Source organism: Epilithonimonas mollis (genome assembly GCF_900142325.1).
Lineage (GTDB): Bacteria > Bacteroidota > Bacteroidia > Flavobacteriales > Weeksellaceae > Epilithonimonas > Epilithonimonas mollis.
In genome coordinates this window covers 64,914-80,418 of the sequence record NZ_FRAM01000003.1, presented here as the reverse complement: position 1 = coordinate 80,418, position 15,505 = coordinate 64,914, and the positions used below count along the sequence as shown (strand labels likewise).

General features: G+C 37.1%; 16 protein-coding genes. 10 read left to right on the top strand and 6 right to left on the bottom strand.

Going from position 1 to position 15,505, the window contains the following annotated elements; translation table 11 throughout:
* Window positions 1-13 precede the first annotated feature (13 nt).
* The 8 genes from BUA97_RS12695 (at window position 14) to BUA97_RS12660 (ending at window position 8,444) form a co-directional block, all read left to right on the top strand.
* Window positions 14-1,708, top strand: coding sequence for a DEAD/DEAH box helicase (locus tag BUA97_RS12695; RefSeq protein WP_072998810.1), 1,695 nt, complete (start codon window positions 14-16; stop codon window positions 1,706-1,708).
* A 152-nt stretch (window positions 1,709-1,860) separates the two neighbouring features.
* Complete coding sequence (locus BUA97_RS12690; RefSeq protein ID WP_072998807.1) at window positions 1,861-2,499, top strand: DUF47 domain-containing protein; 639 nt, start codon at window positions 1,861-1,863, stop codon at window positions 2,497-2,499.
* Window positions 2,500-2,526: 27 nt separating this feature from the next.
* Entirely contained in the window at window positions 2,527-3,666 is a 1,140-nt protein-coding gene (locus BUA97_RS12685) for an inorganic phosphate transporter (protein WP_072998805.1), read from the top strand.
* 271 nt (window positions 3,667-3,937) lie between these two features.
* Window positions 3,938-4,909 carry a polyprenyl synthetase family protein gene (locus BUA97_RS12680; protein ID WP_072998803.1) on the top strand — a complete coding sequence of 324 codons (972 nt, stop codon included), beginning with the start codon at window positions 3,938-3,940 and terminating at the stop codon, window positions 4,907-4,909.
* Between the two features lie 5 nt (window positions 4,910-4,914).
* Window positions 4,915-5,508: a hypothetical protein gene (locus tag BUA97_RS12675; protein WP_072998801.1), complete on the top strand. Its 594-nt coding sequence runs from the start codon at window positions 4,915-4,917 to the stop codon at window positions 5,506-5,508.
* A gap of 21 nt (window positions 5,509-5,529) precedes the next feature.
* Window positions 5,530-6,480, top strand: a complete 951-nt coding sequence (locus BUA97_RS12670) for a GSCFA domain-containing protein (protein ID WP_072998799.1) — start codon at window positions 5,530-5,532, stop codon at window positions 6,478-6,480.
* A 63-nt stretch (window positions 6,481-6,543) separates the two neighbouring features.
* The gene (locus BUA97_RS12665; RefSeq protein ID WP_072998797.1) at window positions 6,544-7,308 is read left to right on the top strand and encodes a TatD family hydrolase; all 765 of its coding nucleotides are present in this window, start codon (window positions 6,544-6,546) and stop codon (window positions 7,306-7,308) included.
* An 8-nt stretch (window positions 7,309-7,316) separates the two neighbouring features.
* The gene (locus BUA97_RS12660; protein ID WP_139258312.1) at window positions 7,317-8,444 is read left to right on the top strand and encodes a hypothetical protein; all 1,128 of its coding nucleotides are present in this window, start codon (window positions 7,317-7,319) and stop codon (window positions 8,442-8,444) included.
* Between the two features lie 23 nt (window positions 8,445-8,467).
* On the opposite strand, the gene BUA97_RS12655 is transcribed toward BUA97_RS12660, so the two are convergent.
* From BUA97_RS12655 to hpt, 6 genes are all read right to left on the bottom strand, one after another.
* Complete coding sequence (locus BUA97_RS12655; protein WP_072998793.1) at window positions 8,468-9,718, bottom strand: DEAD/DEAH box helicase; 1,251 nt, start codon at window positions 9,716-9,718, stop codon at window positions 8,468-8,470.
* Window positions 9,719-9,807: 89 nt separating this feature from the next.
* Entirely contained in the window at window positions 9,808-10,293 is a 486-nt protein-coding gene (locus BUA97_RS12650; protein ID WP_072998791.1) for a DUF6438 domain-containing protein, read from the bottom strand.
* Between the two features lie 41 nt (window positions 10,294-10,334).
* A complete protein-coding gene (locus tag BUA97_RS12645; protein ID WP_072998789.1) occupies window positions 10,335-10,955 on the bottom strand; it encodes a porin family protein in 621 nt (206 codons plus the stop codon).
* A gap of 19 nt (window positions 10,956-10,974) precedes the next feature.
* On the bottom strand, window positions 10,975-11,958 hold the full coding sequence (gene obgE / locus BUA97_RS12640; protein ID WP_072998787.1) for a GTPase ObgE: 984 nt from the start codon (window positions 11,956-11,958) through the stop codon (window positions 10,975-10,977).
* A 78-nt stretch (window positions 11,959-12,036) separates the two neighbouring features.
* On the bottom strand, window positions 12,037-12,618 hold the full coding sequence (locus tag BUA97_RS12635) for an adenylate kinase (protein WP_072998785.1): 582 nt from the start codon (window positions 12,616-12,618) through the stop codon (window positions 12,037-12,039).
* Between the two features lie 44 nt (window positions 12,619-12,662).
* Entirely contained in the window at window positions 12,663-13,217 is a 555-nt protein-coding gene (gene hpt, locus BUA97_RS12630; RefSeq protein ID WP_072998783.1) for a hypoxanthine phosphoribosyltransferase, read from the bottom strand.
* Between the two features lie 126 nt (window positions 13,218-13,343).
* On the opposite strand from hpt, the gene BUA97_RS12625 reads away from it, so the two are divergent.
* On the top strand, window positions 13,344-14,390 hold the full coding sequence (locus BUA97_RS12625) for a PASTA domain-containing protein (protein ID WP_072998781.1): 1,047 nt from the start codon (window positions 13,344-13,346) through the stop codon (window positions 14,388-14,390).
* Between the two features lie 46 nt (window positions 14,391-14,436).
* The gene (locus BUA97_RS12620) at window positions 14,437-15,504 is read left to right on the top strand and encodes an RluA family pseudouridine synthase (protein ID WP_072998779.1); all 1,068 of its coding nucleotides are present in this window, start codon (window positions 14,437-14,439) and stop codon (window positions 15,502-15,504) included.
* Window position 15,505: the final 1 nt, after the last annotated feature.

Here is a 15,505-nt window from a genome sequence, read left to right as displayed (position 1 = left end):
AGACGATCTTTAAATGAATTTATTTACGGAATCCAATTTAAGCCCTGAAGTTCTTCAGGCTATTGGCGACCTCGGCTTCGTAGAGCCGACAGAAATCCAAAAACAGACTATTCCTTTTATCTCTACAGATACTCGCGATCTTATCGCACTTGCGGCAACAGGAACAGGCAAAACAGCAGCATTTTCGCTTCCGATTTTGGATATGATAGACGACAACAGTCGTAAAATCCAATTATTGGTGCTTTGCCCTACTCGTGAACTTTGCCTTCAGATTACCAAAGACATCAAAAATTACACGAAATACCTAAAAAACATCAAAACTACAGCAGTTTATGGTGGTAGTAGTATTATGGATCAGATTCGATCTTTGAGAGACAAACCGCAGATTATTGTGGGTACTCCGGGTCGTGTGATCGATATGATCGGCAGAAAAGCCTTAGATTTTTCTGAAGTACAATGGGTAGTTCTGGATGAAGCTGATGAAATGCTTTCAATGGGTTTCAAAGATGATTTAGAAACAATCCTTAGTGAAACTCCGGACACAAAACAAACTTTCTTGTTCTCTGCAACGATGAACAAAGAAGTAGAACGTATTTCTAAAAACTATTTGACTAATCCTCACAGAATTTCTGTTGGATCTATCAATGCTGTTAAGAAAAATATCAAACACGAATTTTACGTGGTTGGTTACAGACAAAAGAAAGAAGCTTTGAAGCGATTGATCGATGCAAATCCGAATCAATATTCAATTATTTTTTGCAGAACAAGAATGGAAACTCAGGAAGTTGCAGATTTCCTGATGCAGAATGGTTATGCTGCAGATGCACTACACGGTGATCTTTCACAGGCGCAGAGAGATACGGTAATGAAAAAATTCAGACTGAAAAATATTGACATTCTAGTAGCGACAGATGTTGCGGCAAGAGGTCTGGATGTGGATTCTCTGACACATGTTATTCACTTCTCTTTACCGGATGATCCGGAAGTTTTCGTTCACAGAAGCGGAAGAACCGGACGTGCGGGTAAGGATGGAATTTCCATGGCTTTGATCAAGCCAGAGGAAAGCAGAAAGCTGAAGCATATCAAATCTGACACGAAGATTGAAATGGTAGAAAAAAATATCCCTACTGGCGATGATATCATCAAAGCTCAGGTTGGTGGAGTTTTTGAAAAACTATTTACAGAACATGAGAATTTCTTCGATTTTGATGACAGTCTAATCCCAGATTTATCGAATTTTTCTAAAGAACAGTTAGTACATCAGTTACTGCAATTCCAATTGAAAGATCTTGCGATTTTTTACAGAGATAGAAACGATATCCAGCAGCAGGAATTCAATAGAGGAGATGATAGAGGAGGTAGCCGAAGAGAAAGAGGAAGAGAGCGCGAAAGAAATGGCGAAAAGAGAGAGAGAAGAGACCGAAACGATAGAAATGAAAGAGGAGGAAAGCCAAGACGCAAGAATGAAGATATGGTAAGATTTTTCTTTAATCTTGGTAAAAAAGACCAATTGAAGAAAATGGATATGTTGGAGATCATCAACAAGGCGACTTCTAAATCCAAGAAAAGAGCAGACATCGGTGAGATAGAGATATTGGACAAGTTCAGTTTCTTTGAAATTGAGAAATCATTCAAAAACGAAGTTTTGGATGGATTAACCAGCATGAAATTTCGGGGAAAAGAAATGAGAGCAGAAGTTGCCAATTAGTATCATTTTGCTAACCGATATGTTAAAGATAAACCATAAAAACCTGTTAATCAACAGGTTTTTATGGTTATTAATATTAATGAAAAATTAATATTAAAGTTTTTAGGTCAATTTGTTTTTTATCATATTTGCACAAATTAACATTTATAAAAATGGGAATAGGTAATATTTTCAGGGCTTTCCAGCCAAAAGACAAAATCTTTTTTGATTTGTTTCTTCGTGTGGCAGAAACATTAGTAGAAATGTCCAAAACCTTCCACGACGGTTTGCTAGAATTCGACATCAATGATGAAGCACTTCTCAACCAGATGAGCGATTATGAGCATAAGATGGATGACCTGACACACGAGATTTTCGTACAGCTAGGAGAGAATTTTATAACACCTTTTGACAGGGAAGATATCAATTATCTGGCGACAGGTCTTGATGATATTGCAGATTATATCTACGCTTCGGCAAAATATATCTATCTGTACAAAGCTGGAGAGAACAATGCTTATACAGAGTTTTCTCTTTTGATATACAAATCTTGCCTTGAAATCAAAAAGGCATTGGAGAATCTGAAAGATTTTAAAAATTCTGATGAAGTAAGAGAATCTTGTATAAAAATCAATTCTTACGAAAATATTGCGGATGATGTTCTTAGTCAGGCGATTGTGAAATTATTTGAGACCAATGATGCGATATTGATCATCAAGCAAAAATCGATTTTGGACTATCTGGAAGTCGTAACAGACAAAGCAGAAGACGTTGCCAACACGATGGAAAGTATTGTTATCAAATACGCATAACACAGGTTTTATCAAACAAAATATCGAATGGATTTTCCAATTCTACTTATTATTATTATCGTATTAGCGTTAATATTTGATTATATCAATGGATTTCATGATGCTGCCAATTCCATCGCTACCATTGTTTCCACAAAGGTTCTTACACCTTTCCAGGCCGTGCTTTGGGCGGCAGTATGGAACTTTGCGGCCTTTTTCCTTGCTGCTTATGTTATTGGCGAGTTTAAAATCGGTAACACAATTGCTAAAACAGTAGATGAGAACTTCATCAATCTCGAGGTTATCTTTGCCGGTCTTATTGCAGCCATCATATGGAATTTGTTCACTTGGTGGTTCGGAATTCCGTCCTCATCATCACATACGCTGATCGGAGGCTTTATTGGTGCAGCACTGATGCATGCACTGACTACAGATTATCATTCCATTGTTCTTGCCCATCCGGACAACTCATTTTTTGAAAATATTTATCTGGCATTCAAACAGTTATTCTCTCAGAATGTGGTTAAGTACAAAGTCGTCATTCCAATTTTTCTTTTCATTTTTATGGCGCCATTTATAGGGATGTTCGTTTCAATTATTATTACTTTGATTATTGTAAACATCTGTAAAAAATCAAATCCGCACAAGGCAGAGCGTGCATTCAAAAAATTGCAGCTGGTTTCCTCTGCGTTGTTCAGTCTTGGCCACGGAACCAATGACGCACAAAAAGTTATGGGAATTATTGGTGCTGCCATGATCTATTATCATGTCAATATGATTCAGGATCCTCAATATCTCAGTATTCCGGAAGCTGGCAGATTTACATATTTTGCACAGCATTATCTATGGGTTCCTTTCGTATCCTTTTTAGCAATCGGTTTAGGAACAATGAGTGGTGGCTGGAAGATCATCAAGACTATGGGAACCAGGATTACGAAAGTAACACCGTTGGAAGGCGTGAGTGCGGAAACAGCAGGGGCGGTTACATTATTCATCACAGATCATTTGGGAATTCCTGTTTCTACCACGCATACAATCACAGGTTCCATCATTGGGGTTGGGCTTACAAAAAGAGTTTCTGCTGTCCGTTGGGGTGTTACTGTCAGTTTGCTTTGGGCATGGGTACTAACGATTCCTATCAGTGCGATTGTCGCCGGAGTTACCTATCTTTTGGTGACGCTGCTTTAATTAAAAAAATATTTGAACGTATATTTTGCGTCAGAACCTGCCTCATGGATTTTTACCTATGAGGTTTTTCTTTTTTTTGTAGGTCAATAAAACATTTGCTCCTTACAGCAGTTTATATTACTTTTTATAATACGATTTTCCAGATTTACATAAAATTAATTATTTATGTAAATTAACTTGAATTTATTGTCACATTATTAGTAGTTTATTATCAAATCGGTTTTACTGACCGTTTAAAAGTCGTATTTTTGCCATAAACAGATTATTATAAATGGAATTCCTGGATCAATATCAGAAAATTGTAGCAGAAGCAATCGAGAAACATACTTTCAAAAATAAGCCTGACGAGCTATACAGTCCGATGAACTATATCATTTCGCATGGCGGCAAAAGACTTCGTCCGATAATGGTTCTGATGGCTTGCGATCTTTTTCGGGGTGATTTGGAAAAGGCCCTCAAGCCTTCATTGGCAATAGAATTTTTTCACAATTTTACTTTGATCCATGATGATATTATGGATGAGGCGCCGCTCAGAAGAAACAAGCCGACGATCCACACGTTGCATGGCATCAATGTCGGGATTCTTTCAGGGGATGCACTTTTGATAAAAGCTTATCAGTTTTTCGAAGATCTGGAACCGGAATTGTTTAAAAAATGTATTAAAATATTTTCAGAAACCGGTGCTGTACTTTGTGAAGGTCAGCAAAACGATGTCAATTTCGAGACAAGAAAAAACGTGACCTATGATGACTATATCGATATGATCACCAGCAAAACGGGTGTCCTGAGCGCAGCTTCTTTTCAGATCGGTGCTTTGATTGCCGGTGCTTCAGAGGAAGATGCGGAGGCGATGTACAATTTCGGAAAGCATATCGGGATCGCTTTTCAGATCATGGATGATTATCTGGATGTGTTTGGAAATCAGGAACAATTTGGAAAAAAACATGCCGGCGATATTTATGAAAATAAAAAAACAATTCTATACCTCCTGGCACTTGAACATGCTGATGAAGAAGAATTATCAGAGCTTAATTATTGGTTTTCCAAAAAAACGGATAACGTCGATAAAGTTTACAGCGTGGAAAAAATATTCCGAAGAACAAAAGTGGATGACAAAGTTTTGAGATTGATTCAAAAACATAATGAAATAGGGCAGTCCTATCTTGATAAAATTAATCTTCCTGATGAAAGAAAACTGCCCTTCCGGGAACTGGCGAATTATCTGTTGAGAAGAGAAAGCTAAGAAATATGATTTTTGGACATTTCATCATAAAAAAATACCGAAAATACAAAGGACAAGGTATTGGGACCCGATTTGTCGTGGTTGGAATTCCGTTATTTCCAGTCCAGAGTTTTTATTTTCTTGAAAATAACAGGAGCATAGAAATAGATTTGCACTGGAAACATGCAGTCAAGATCTATGTCATTGTCATTTCTCTGATTTACCTTTTGGTCAAAGGCTTGACGAGGGATTATTACGACCAGAGTTTTGAAAACAGCGTACTTTATACTTTAATATTCAATGCCCTGATTTATTTTCTTTTGGATCCTTATACTAAAAGAGACAGGCAAATAAGAGAACTTTTATCTAAGGCGGTTTACATAAATGCTCTTCCAAAATTTCTTGGAAATGAAATGGCATATAATGTTCAGAAAAGTTTTATTCAAAACTATGGAGGAGGATGGAAAGATGCCATTAAAAACAATACGTACCAACAGGATGAATTACCTTTGCTGTTTGCAATTATTACCTATGAAGTTTACTTATATAAAAGTGACAAAAACCAACTTCTTTTTGAAAAGCTTTTTACTGAATATAAAAAATATGAACGGATCGAATAAATATTTAAAAAATATCAGCAAATGAAATTCCGTACAGAAGTTGAAATTAATGAAAGTATAACAAAAATAGGAATCGACGATTGTATATTCTCGATCGGTTCCTGTTTTGCGACGGAAATGCACGAGAAATTCTCCGAAGGGCAAATCCAGTCTCTGAACAATCCATTCGGTACTATTTTTAATCCATATTCTGTCTGTCAGGCAATTCGGCAGATCTATGATGCCAAAGAATATCAGGAAAATGATTTGATTCTGGCAAATGAAAGTTACATCAGTCTGGATCATCATTCCTCTTTCGATTCCAGATATCTGCATCGCTCTCTTGAAAAAATCAACAAGAATATAGAAGATGCCAACCAGTTTTTACAGAATACTGGCTTTGTAATCATCACCTTCGGAACGTCTTTTATTTATGAGTTTCTTCCTAAAAAAAAGCTGGTAGCGAATTGTCATAAGATTCCGCAGAAATTTTTTGAGAAAAGACTTTTATCTAATCAGGAACTGACGGATTCAATCCATAAAACAATTGAGATTCTTACCGATATCTGCAGGGATAATGTTCAGATTCTGTTCACAGTTTCACCGGTTCGTCATATCAAAGACGGAATGATCGAAAATCAATTAAGCAAATCAAAATTGATTACAGCCATTCACGAATCTATTTCCGGGAAAGATAATTGTAACTATTTGCCGGTTTATGAGATACTGATGGATGATCTGCGTGATTACCGTTTTTACAAAGACGATTTGATTCACCCAAATTCCCAGGCCGTTCAATATATTTGGGAAAAATTCGGGAGTGCTTATTTCTCTGATAATGCTAAGATTTTCATCAACGAAAATAACAAGATAGCAGCAGCTTTGAACCATAAACCCGGCGATGAAAAAAATCCGAAATACCAGGATTTTATTGAGAAAATCAATCTGAGAATCAAAGAACAGCAAAAAAAAGTAAAACATAAAATATTTTAAATTATAGATGATGAATTAATTTAGACTTCAATTATCATTTATAGATTATCATTTGTCACTGATATGATCGACACTCACACTCATTTATACTCAGACCAGTTCAACGAAGATCGCAGCGAAATGATTCAGCGGGCTATTGACAAAGGCGTTGAAAAATTTTTTCTTCCTGCCATTGATTCTGAAACCCATCAGAAAATGCTGCTTCTTGAAACCGAATATCCCGGAAAAATCTATGCGATGATGGGATTGCATCCATGCTCGGTTCAGCCAGAATCCTGGGAAAGAGAATTGCAACTGGTGAAGAATTATCTCGACCAGAGAGATTTTGTAGCCATTGGCGAAATAGGGATTGATCTGTATTGGGACAAATCAACTCTGGACATTCAGGTTAAGGCTTTTGAACAGCAGATTGACTGGGCTATCGAAAGAGACTTGCCAATCGTGATCCACACAAGAGAAAGCTTCGATGAAACCTTCGAAGTGCTTGAAAGAAAAAAGCATCCGAAACTTCGCGGTATTTTTCATTGTTTTTCTGGTAATCTTGAGCAGGCCAATCGGGCAATTAATCTTCAGTTCATTTTGGGAATCGGTGGAGTAGTGACGTTCAAAAATGGAAAAATTGACCAGTTTCTGAAAGAAATTCCATTGGATAAGATTGTTTTGGAAACGGATGCTCCCTATCTCTCGCCGGTTCCTTTCCGGGGAAAACGGAATGAGAGTGCTTATATAGAACTAGTTGCGGGAAAACTTGTAGATGTTTATAAAAAAGATTTTCCGGATATCAACAGGATCACAACGGAAAATGCCCTGAAACTGTTCAAAATATAACATTATTAATGAAAAATAAAATACACTCTGCCGTATTATTTACTATCTATTTCATTATTAATATGGTGTTCCTGATCAAGTATGGTGCCAGGCAAAATATTATTCCATTATCTGTATTATGTATTGGTTTTCTTATTGTTAATGTTTTAATGTCCCGTATCAGTAAAAGTGATTTATTAATCAAGAAAATCAATACAAAGAGCAATTATATTCTGGTAATTATAATTACTGTTATCTACCTAGTTTTCTGTCATTTGCTGAATGATCCTGTAAAGTTGAATATCGATCGTTGGGAAACTCTGAATTATTCCACAGAAAACTGGCTTCAGGGGAATTTTTTTTATGACAAGGTTAATCATCTGGGTAATAAATCTTCTTATCTTCCAGGGCAGTTATTATTAGCCGCGCCTTTTTATTTGCTTGGAAATGTAGGCTATCTTCAGATTGCTGTTTTTTTATTATTTTGCTATGCCTTGATGAGACAATTCGGGAATCATGTTTTGGTATTCCAAGGTATTTTAATGTTAGGAGTTTCTTTGTCTTTTAACTATGAAGTCATCTGCAAAAGTGACTTTATTTCATCATTTGTTGTTGCAGCCACGTTTATTCTTCTTTGGCATCAGAAATTCAGGGACAACTATTTTAAGCGTTCATTTCTGCTCGGACTTTTTTTAGGTATAATCTGTCTGACCAGAAGTGCCGTTATCATTCCGATTATTTTATTTTTGATGAGTTCGTTTGTTAAAGCCGATGCGAAGTCAATTTTGAAAATAGGAATGGGTTTCATAATATCCTCAGGTTTACTTTTAGCAAGTGTTCTGCTGCCGGCAAAGGATTTGCAAACGATTTATGACCATAATCCGTTACTGCTTCAGGGTCAAAGCAATACTATCGTGTCTGCCTTCCTGATTGCAATAACATTGGTAGTTTCTGTTTTTGTAAAGAAAATTAATGATGTGTATTATTATTCATCTTATTTTCTTTTTGCACTTATGGCATGCTATCTCCTGGAACAATATATAGTCTGGGAAACCAATTACTTCGAAAGTGCTTATTTTGCAACAACCTATCTTGCAGCTGGCTTGCCATTTTGCATCATAGGCTATTGCTTTGCTCTTGAAGAAAGGCAAAAATAAAATGCCTTATCAGAATAATAATCTTATCCGTTTCTTTTTCTGAAGAATTTTTTCTTTTCCTGAGTTTTTTTCGGCTGAATCTTGGAAGATGATGTTCTTGCCTGCATCGGTTTATTGTTGCTGTCTCTTTTTTGTTCCACCAGATCATCGGTATGGAAAGGATGATCTTTTACGACAGGGATTTTTTTCCCAATCAGCTTTTCAGTATTTCTGAGATTGGCGATATCCAAACCGTCTACAAAAGAAAAAGACGTACCTTCGGAACCTGCTCTTCCGGTTCTTCCGATCCTGTGAACATAGGTTTCGGATACATCAGATAGTTCATAATTGACAACATATTTCAATTCATCGATGTCAATGCCTCTTGCAGCAATATCGGTTGCAACAAGAACTCTTGTTTTCTTGGATTTGAAATTAGATAATGCGTTTTGCCTTGCATTTTGAGATTTGTTGCCATGAATTGCTTCTGCGGAGATTTTTGCCTGATGTAGCTTTCTGGCAATTTTATCGGCGCCATGTTTGGTTCTGGAAAAAACCAGTACCTGATCCAGTTTCGGGTCTTTCAAAAGATGTATCAAAAGATCAGTCTTATTAGAATTTTCAACAAAATAAATACTTTGCTGAATTGTATCAGCGGTAGAAGAAACCGGGGCTACTTCCACTTTTACAGGATTTACCAAAATCTCTGAAGCTAATTTTGCAATTTCTTTCGGCATCGTTGCAGAGAAAAAAAGATTCTGTCTTTTTGCAGGAATTAATTTAAGGATTTTTTTAACATCATGGACAAAACCCATATCCAACATTCTGTCCGCTTCGTCCAGAACGAAGATTTCCAGATGATGGAGTTTCACAATACCCTGAGAAATGAAATCCAGCAATCTTCCCGGAGTTGCAATCAGAATATCAACACCTCTTTTGACCTGTTGTTCTTGTGCGTGTTGTTTTACGCCACCAAAAATCACAAGCGATTTCAGTTTAAGATGTTTTCCGTATGCCTGAAAATTTTCCTCGATTTGTATGGCCAATTCTCTTGTCGGTGTAAGGATCAACGCTTTTATTTGGTTTCTATGTTGTTCTTTTTCAGAAAGATTTTGTAAAATCGGGATGGCAAAAGCTGCCGTTTTCCCTGTTCCTGTCTGAGCGCTTCCCAATAGGTCTTTTTTATGTAGAATGGATGGGATTGCTTTTTCCTGTATTGGTGTTGGCTGTTCGTAGCCTTGTGCTTTTAGTGCGTCTAATATCGGCTTGATCAAGCCTAATTCTTCGAATTTCAAATGAAAATATTTTTAATGTAAATAAAAAAATCCCTTCAATTCAGAAGGAATTTATGTTTTGCAAAGATAACTTATTTAAAATAAAGTTTTTAATTAACTTTTTTCCATTGTTGTTTTTTCTTCAGACTATCAATAAAAGCCAGAAGATCTACAAGTTTCTGAGGCTTTTCTCCAGCCGAAATCTGAATGGTTTTTTTTGTTGAATCAGAAAAATAAATGCTTAATTCCGATTTGGAAGCATCCATGATTCTTTTGTCTATATAACTGTATTTCAATGCTTTAATATCTGCAGCGTCGGTAAGAATAATCAGTTTTTCATAATCCTCTTTAGAAATTGTTGATGTAAAAGTTCCTTCTCTTGGTTTGTCGAGATCACCCTTTCCTTCGCCTTCGGAAAAGTTAAAATGTTCAGCTTCCAATACCGCATTGCGGTCAGAATTAACAGTTAGTTTATAAACAGGACAAAATCCGAAACAAGGTCCAACTTCGTATTCTATCTTGGAGTATTTTGAAGTTTGTGAAGTGGTGCAGGATAACACAGTTACGAAAGCCAGAAGACTTATTATATATTTCATTTTAATATTTTAAAATTAGGCTTTCAATAATTGTTCCGAATCTACCTGAAACGATATCCCAACCCGATTTGCAAGAATCCTGTTCTGTTATCAAAACCAGAATTGTTGGCGTTGAACAAACCGAAGTTATATCTTGCATCTACAGAAAAATGATTGTCAAATAGATATTCTGCTCCTAAGAAAGGCGAAATGTTCAGTGTTTTTGCATTTTCCAGTTTGCCTTCATCGCTTCCGTTCATAAGAAAATTTGATTTAACAACCGGATTTATATTGAATGCGAAATTAAAACCGCCGAGGACATTAAAATTATTGACAAAGTAATATTTTGCAGATACGGGAACTTGTATTTGAGGATATTTAAATTTATATTCTGCCATACCGACTGTAATTAACTGATTTCCTACAAATTGTGTCAATTCCTCTTCCATTTGACCGCCAAGCTCTGTATAAAGCACTTCTCCCTGAACTGCAAATTTTTCATTGAATTTATGTTCTGCAAACCCTCCAACATAGAAATAAGATTTGGAATCAAATTTCAAGTCACCGATGCTGCTTTTCCATTTCATACTGGATAAACTATAACCGGCTTTTACTCCAAAATGTGTTTGTGCGAGTGTTAAAGATGATGCTGCCAATAATAGCAGCAAAGCAATTTTTTTCATAGTTTTTTAAGTTTTAATTTTATCCGTGCAACTTTTTCCAGATTGCATCCTTTAGTTCCTGCAGGCCTTCACCAGTTACGCCTGAAAAAAATAAAGGCTGTCTGTTCTCTGGGAATTCTGCTGCGATTTCCTTTTTCAGCTCGTCATCCAAAAGATCAGATTTTGAAACTGATAAAATAAAATCCTTGTCTACCAATTCAGGGTTATATTCTTTCAGTTCATTCTCCAGAATTTTGAATTCCTGAAAATGATCTTCAGAATCCGCCGGGATAAGAAATAATAGAATAGAATTCCTTTCGATATGTCTCAGGAATCTGTGTCCAAGTCCTTTTCCTTCAGCTGCTCCTTCGATGATACCGGGGATGTCAGCCATGACAAAAGATTTATAATTTCTCCATTCCACGATTCCGAGATTCGGAGTCAGGGTTGTAAATGCATAATCTGCAATTTTAGGTTTTGCTGCAGAAACAGATGAGAGCAATGTTGATTTCCCGGCATTTGGGAAACCAACCAGACCAACATCGGCAAGAATTTTCAGTTCAAAGATGACATAACCTTCCTGACCATCCATTCCTGGCTGTGCATATCTTGGTGTTTGATTCGTGGAAGATTTGAAATGTTCGTTTCCGAGACCACCTTTTCCACCTTCCATCAGGATGATTTCCTGACCATCTTCCATGATTTCACCGATGATTTCACCGTCTTCATTTTTTGCAATTGTTCCCAATGGAACATTGATGTAAACATCTGCACCATATGCTCCGGTCAGTTGGTTTTTTGCACCATTCTGTCCGCGTTCTGCTTTCACATGGCGTGTGTAGCGAAGTGGAAGAAGTGTCCATTCGTTGGCATTACCTTTCATAATAACGTGTCCGCCACGTCCGCCATCACCACCATCGGGACCACCTTTTGGGATGTATTTTTCTCTGCGGAGATGAGCAGAACCTGCACCACCGTGACCACTTTTACAATGGATTTTTACGTAATCTACAAAATTGGACATAATATAATATTGAATGCTGGAAGCATCAGAATCTGGGGAAAAATAAAATTTCCGGTATCTCTCTGGCTTGCAGCTTATTTATTTCTGAATTTTCTCTACTTCAGCAAACAGCTTATTTGAGATTTCCGAGATCTCACCGATTCCGTTAACTTCAACATATTTGCCTTGCTGTTTGTAAAGCTCTGCAACTTCAGCAGTTTTTGTATAGTATTCTTTGATTCGGTTTCTGATGATTTCTTCATTAGAATCATCCGTTCTTCCACTGGTTTCACCTCTTTTAAGAAGTCTTTGTACCAGAACTTCGTCCTCAACAACCAGAGAAAGACAAATGCTGATATCTGTATTCAGTTCTTCTTTGACGATATTTTCCAGAGCATCAGTCTGAGTAGCAGTTCTAGGAAATCCGTCGAAAATAAATCCGTTGGTTTCCGTTGGTTTTTTCAGTTCATCAATCAGCATATCTATTGTAACCTGATCCGGAACGAGCTCGCCTTTGTCTATATATGATTTTGCCAGTTTTCCCAGTTCCGTATCATTTTTCATGTTGTATCGGAAAAGATCTCCCGTTGAGATTTGTTTCAGATTGAATTTTTCGATAAGATGCTGAGCCTGAGTTCCTTTTCCACTTCCTGGTGGACCAAAGAGAACGATGTTGATCATAATGCTTTTTTAATATATTAGAGAATTATTTCTTTCTTCTTAAATTAATGATTGATTCTGCCTTCTTCCAATTGATAGAGATCAGGAAGGTTTCTCCCCAGTTCATCATAATCCAGTCCGTATCCCAGAACGAATTTATTCGGGATTTCCTTGGCAACATAATCTATCGTGAAATCTTTCTGGAAAACATCCGGCTTCAATAGAAGAGAAGCTACTTTCAGTGATTTTGGACGTTGTGTATTTTTGAAATACTCAAAAAGATTTTCCAAAGTATTCCCTGTATCCACAATGTCTTCCATAAGAATGATATGGCGGTCCACAACATCTTTTGTCAGATCCATCTTCTTATAGACAATTCCGGTCGATTGTGTTCCGGAATATGAACTCACCTGTAAAAATGCAATTTCGCATTTGCCAGGATAATATTTTAGAAAGTCAGCAAAAAACATGATTACACCATTCAGAACCCCAACAAAAATTGGTGTTTCATCTTTGTAATCTTCATAAACTCTAAAGGCTAATTTTTTTATAATTTCCTGAATTTCATCATGTTTCAGATAGGGAACAAAGTTTTTGTCGTGAATTTGTATAGACTCCATAAGTATTTCAAAGCACAAAAATAAGGTTTTTATGCCAATTGACCGATATCTTTTTAAGATGATAGAAAATCGGTAATACAATTTAATTATCTATATTTGCGTTACTGTTTCTGAAAAAGAATAATTATGTTCAAATCGCTTTTCCACTGGAAAGTATTACTTAATATAGTTTTAGCAATGGCTCTTTTTGCCGGTTTGGTCTGGCTCACATTCCGCTGGCTGGAGTTCCATACCAATCATGGCGAGGAAGTTCCTGTGCCGAATGTGATGAATATGACTGTTCACGAAGCTATCAAGATCCTGGACGATTCCGGTCTGGAATACGAAGTGGATAGTTTCAAATATGATCCTAAATTTCGCCCGTTCCAGGTGTTGGCGGTTAACCCTAATCCTGGATCCAACGTAAAAAACGGAAGAGTTATAACCCTGAAGGTTAATCCGAGAACGTGGGCAAAAGTAGCAATCCCTGATATTATCGACAGATACAAAGGTCTGGCTTTTAACCAGCTGAATCTTGTAGGACTTAAAGTCGGCGATACGTTATATGAACCAAGTATCCAACGGGATGCGGTTCTTAGAATTATATATAACGGCACTAGTGTGAAGCCTGGAACACAAATTCCAAGGTTTTCTGCTGTGGATTTGGTCATCGGATCCGGACCTCTCAGAAACGTTACCATTCCGAATGTTGTAGGAAGGACAGTTCAGGAAGCGAAGAAAATAATTGCACAGGCTTTGTTTGAAGTGGGAATTATAGAGCATGAAGATGGCGGGAAAGATGATTCCGATATAGTTTATTATCAAGATCCGGAATTCGGGGCTTTGCGTGATCAGGGTATGCAGATAGATTTATGGGCAAGTAAAAAGACACCTGCAGAATTACAAAATAAGATCAGACAACTGGATGAAATGTACCGTCCGAAAATTGATACAACACTGGCACCAATAGAATACAGGGAAATGCCGACAGTGGAGCAAAAGCCTGTGACTTCTGCCAATCAGCCTGCAACGACTACACAAACAACAACGGTTCCCAAACCTAAGGCAGCCACTACAGCAGCGTCTGCATCTCAAACAGCTACTTCCCAGCCGGCGGGAAAACCAAACACAACATCCCCTCAAACAACAAAACCCGTGGAAAAGCCTAAGCCAAAAAAAGTAGTGATAGAATAAAACAGAAGGCTTCAACAATTAGTTGAAGCCTTTTTAAAATTAAGTTATGCTTGACGAAAACGAAGAATTTTTAGAAGACGAATTGACAGGTAATGAAATTTCTGCTGACGATGAAAACAGCGGGTTATATGAGCATCTTAAAATTAAGGTCGATAAAAATCAGGAACCGCTGAGAATCGATAAATTTTTACTGATCCACCGTCAGAATTCATCCAGAAATAAAATATCACAAACCTGCAGAGCTGGTAATGTTGTTGTAAACGGAAATCCGGTAAAGCAAAATTATAAGGTAAAACCTGGTGATGAAATCAGTGTGCTTCTTGCGCATCCGCCAAGAGAAAATGTTATTATACCACAAGATATTCCTGTTAATATCGTTTATGAAGATGAGGATCTTGTAGTAGTTGATAAAGATGCCGGAATGGTGGTTCATCCGGGATTCGGGAACTGGGACGGAACGCTGGTGAACGCATTGGCATTCCACTTTGCAAAGGATCCCAATTATAATTCTGATCTGGACAGGGTAGGATTGGTTCACCGAATTGATAAAGACACATCCGGATTATTGGTCATTGCAAAAAATGAATATGCGCTCAGTCATCTGGCCAAACAGTTTTTTGACAGGAAAACAAAAAGGCTTTACTGGGCTTTTGTCTGGGGTAATGTACAGGATGATGAAGGAACAATCGTAGGACACATTGGAAGACATCCGAAAAACAGAATGCAGATGTACACCTATGTGGATGGCAGCCATGGAAAACATGCCGTTACACATTACAAAGTGTTGGAAAGATTCCGATATATGACATGGGTTGAGTGTAAACTGGAAACAGGGAGAACCCATCAGATCCGTGCCCACATGAAGCATATCGGGCATACTTTGTTTAATGATGAAAGATATGAAGGTCATGTGATACTTAGAGGTATCAACCTTCCCAAATACAAACAATTTGTACAGAATGTGTTTGAAATTTTACCAAGACATGCTTTACATGCCCATACGCTGGGATTTATTCATCCTGTTACAAAAAAAGAGATGTATTTTGAGAGTCCGATGCCAAAAGATATGCAAGAAGCTTCAGAACGTTGGAGAAAATATTTAGATAATAACTAGA